General features: G+C 70.5%; 2 protein-coding genes. Both read right to left on the bottom strand.

What is annotated here, in order from left to right; translation table 11 throughout:
• Positions 1-16 precede the first annotated feature (16 nt).
• Positions 17-2,242 (bottom strand): PhoX family protein, encoded by a 2,226-nt coding sequence (locus tag CWC38_RS11300; protein WP_121846818.1) that lies wholly within the window; start codon positions 2,240-2,242, stop codon positions 17-19.
• 202 nt (positions 2,243-2,444) lie between these two features.
• A partial coding sequence (locus CWC38_RS11295; RefSeq protein WP_121846817.1) for an o-succinylbenzoate synthase occupies positions 2,445-3,403 on the bottom strand: 959 nt, incomplete at its 5' end.

The raw sequence follows: 3,403 nt of genomic DNA, 5'->3' as shown, positions 1-3,403 counted from the left end.
CTCCCGGGGCGCCGGCTCAGCTCTCGTAGCTCTTGGGAGCCTGCTGCGCGCGCTGCTGGAGCTCGCGGGTGGACTTGTCCTCGTAGCCGCGGTACTTGGGGCCGGTGTGGCCGTTCTTGCGCTTCTTGCCCTGGTTCTCGCCCTTGCCCGGCTGGTCGCTCACGTTGCCCGGGAACTGGGGCTTGTTGTTCCGGTTCTTGCGGAACACCTGGACCACGGAGGGGCGGGGCATGGAGAACTCGCCCGGCTCCAGGCGGGTGGGCAGCGCGTAGTCCGGGAAGTAGGAGCGGGGCTGCTCGAAGGAGCCTTCCTCGCCCGGGTGCTGCACCGAGATGTAGACCATGCCCTCGGTGTCGTGGACCACCGGGCCGCAGGTCTCCGCGTCCTGGGGGACGGAGAGGAACTGCTGCACGCGGCCGCGCTCGGAGCCGTTGAGGGTCACCTTGAACAGGCCGTCGTTGTAGCCGATCTTGGACGGCGCACCGTCCGTGGAGATCCAGAGGTTGCCGGAGGTGTCGAAGGCCACGTTGTCCGGGCAGGAGATGGGAGAGACCTTCTCCTTGGGGAAGCCGCCGAAGTACGTGCCGGAGTCCTTGGTGGGGTCACCGCACACGAGCAGCAGGTTCCAGTCGAAGCGGGTGGCCTGCGGAAGGTTGTGGCGCTCGGTGAGCTCCAGGATGTAGCCGTCCCGGTTGCCGGTCTTCGGGTTGGCCTCGTCCACGCCGGCCTTGCCCTCCTTGCCGCGGTCCGAGTTGTTGGTCAGCGCCGCGTACACCTTGCCGGTGTGGGGATTGGGTTCCACGTCCTCGGGGCGGTCCATCTTGGTGGCACCGGCCCTGTCCGCGGCCAGGCGGGTGTAGACCAGCACCTGCTCCACGGACATGCCCTTGATCATGGACTTGCCGCCCTTGACCAGGGGAAGCCACTCGCCGGAGCCGTCGAACTCGCCGTCCCTGGGCAGGGTGCCCGTGCCGGTGATCTGACGCTGCGGGGAGTTGCCCTTGAGCTTGGCCACGTAGAGGTCGCCCTCGGAGAGCAGGGTCATGTTGTGCTTCTTGTCGCCCTGCTTGTACTTCCTGGCGGAGACGAACTTGTAGATGTACTCGAACTTCTCGTCGTCACCGGAGTACGCCACCACGGTGCCGTCGTCCCCCACGCGCACGTTCGCGCCCTCGTGCTTGAAGCGGCCCATGGCGGTGTGCTTGAGCGGGGCGGAGTTGGGGTTCTGGGGGTCGATCTCCACCACCCAGCCGAAGCGGTTCGGTTCGTTCTTGTACCCGGGGATGCGGGCGTCGAAACGCTTCTCCACCTCGGGCCAGCGGCGCGAGGGCATGGTGGTGGGAAAGCCGTAGCGCTTCTCCTCCGGGGTGCCGGAGGTGATGAAGTACTGGTGCACGTTCTCCTCGCCGGAGAGCACGGTGCCCCACGGGGTGACACCGCCCGAGCAGTTGTTCTGGGTGCCCAGCACGCGCTTGCCCGTGGGGTCGTCCTGCGTCTTGAGCAGGTCCGATCCCGCCGCGGGGCCGTCCAGCACGAACGGGGTGGTCAGGGTGATGCGCCGGTTGCGGGCGCCACCGCGCACGTAGGTCCAGGGCTCCCCCACCTTGGCGCGAGTGATCTCCACGACCGACATGCCGTGCGCCTGGATGGCGGTCTTGACCATGTTCGTGAGGTTGGTCTTGTCGTAGCCCGTGGGGAACATGGTGTTCTCGTTGGTGTACTCGTGGTTGTTCACCAGCACGCCCGTGAGCCCGTTCGGGTCCGGGATGACGTCCAGGTAGTCCGAGTTGAAGCCGAACTGCCTGGACTGGGACTCCGGGGTCTGGTTCTTGGGATCGAACTCCGGGGAGTCGTAGAACAGGGGGTCGCCCCAGCGGATGATGGGCGACCAGTCATAGCCCTGGGGGACGTTGAGGTCGTCCACGGTCATGCCCACGGGCTTGATGGGCGTGAAGTCCAGGCGTGCCCTGCCCTGGCCCCAGTAGCCGTACGTGGCCTGCGCGGGCTCGGCGGTCGCGGCCACCAGGCCCACCGTCACGGCACCGGCGGCACCCAGGCCCAGCGCGGCGCGGCGGCTCACGGCGGCGGAGATGATGTTGTGGGCGTACTCGTTGGACGAGGTGTTCGCGTCCGGGGTCATGCACTGGCTGCCGCACTTGAGTTCGCACGTGAGCGGGCTGCGCTTGCCGTTGACGTGGCCCAGCATGGGCAGCAGACGGCGGCGTTCGGGTGCTTGGGTCATGGGGTGGCTCCCTGGGTGGGACACGCGTCAGTGCATGTCAGCGAGTGTTTCCGTGTGCCACCTCACCACCCCGGTGTGATCGCCGGGCGACCGCTGGGCGAACTGGAGGTTAACCGCGCCGGGCAACCGTCCGGCGTCGGGCCACGCGGCGGCGAGTTCCGCACCCCAGGCCGCGGGCGGCGTCGTCGCCCCCCCCCTTGGTCTACTGCGCGGCGAGCAGCGCGTGGGTGCGGCGCAGCCGGTCCAGCCACCAGTCCCGGCGCTCGCCCGTGTCGGCGTGCTCGGCGAGCAGGGCCTCGTCCACGGCCGCGTCCCGCACGGGCAGGAAGCCGTCCACCGGCCGCAGCGGCTCGGCGCTCACGTCCGCCGTCATCAGCGAGAGCGTGCCGAGTCCGCACGCGTACGGCAGCTCGGGCAGGGCCGCGGCCAGGGCGACGCCCGCGCGGATGCCCACGGAGGAGTCGATGGCGGAGCTCACGACGGCGGGCAGCCCCGCCTGCGCCACGATGTCCAGGGCGCGGCGCACTCCTCCGAGCGGCGCCACCTTCACGACGATCAGGTCCGCGGCCCCCGCGCGCGCCACGGCCAGTGGGTCCTCCGCCTTGCGCACGGACTCGTCCGCCGCGATCAGCGTTCCCACGCCCGCATCCCGCAGCCGACGCCGCACGCTCGCCAGGCCCTCGATGCTCGCCACGGGCTGCTCGGCGTAGGCGAGACGGAACTCGCTCAGGGCACTCAGCGCGGCCACGGCGGCGTCCTCGTCCCAGCCCGCGTTGGCGTCCACGCGCAGCTCGGCCTCGGGGAGGAGGTGGCGGACGGCGGCGACGCGGGCGACGTCGTCCGCGAGGCCCTGGCCGCGCTCGGCCACCTTGATCTTCACGGCGTGGACCTGCCCCGAGTAGCCACGCAGGATGTCCGGGACGCGCTCGGCGGGGACCGCGGGGACGGTCGCGTTCACGGGGACCCGGTCCCGGACGGGCTCCGGGAAGCCCTGCCAGGCGGCCTCGATCCCGGCGCGCAGCCACGCGGCGGCCTCGGGGTCCCCGTACTCGGGGAACGGGCCGAACTCGCCCCAGCCGGCGGGGCCGCGGAAGACGACGGTCTCGCGCTCGGTGACACCGCGGAAGGTCACGCGCATGGGGAGGGAGACCACGTGGGCGG

The sequence above is a fragment of the Kocuria tytonicola genome, assembly GCF_003687455.1.
In the GTDB taxonomy this organism is placed as follows: domain Bacteria; phylum Actinomycetota; class Actinomycetes; order Actinomycetales; family Micrococcaceae; genus Kocuria; species Kocuria tytonicola.
The sequence above is the reverse complement of the archived record's forward strand: the minus strand, read 5'-3'. Positions and strand labels throughout refer to the sequence as shown.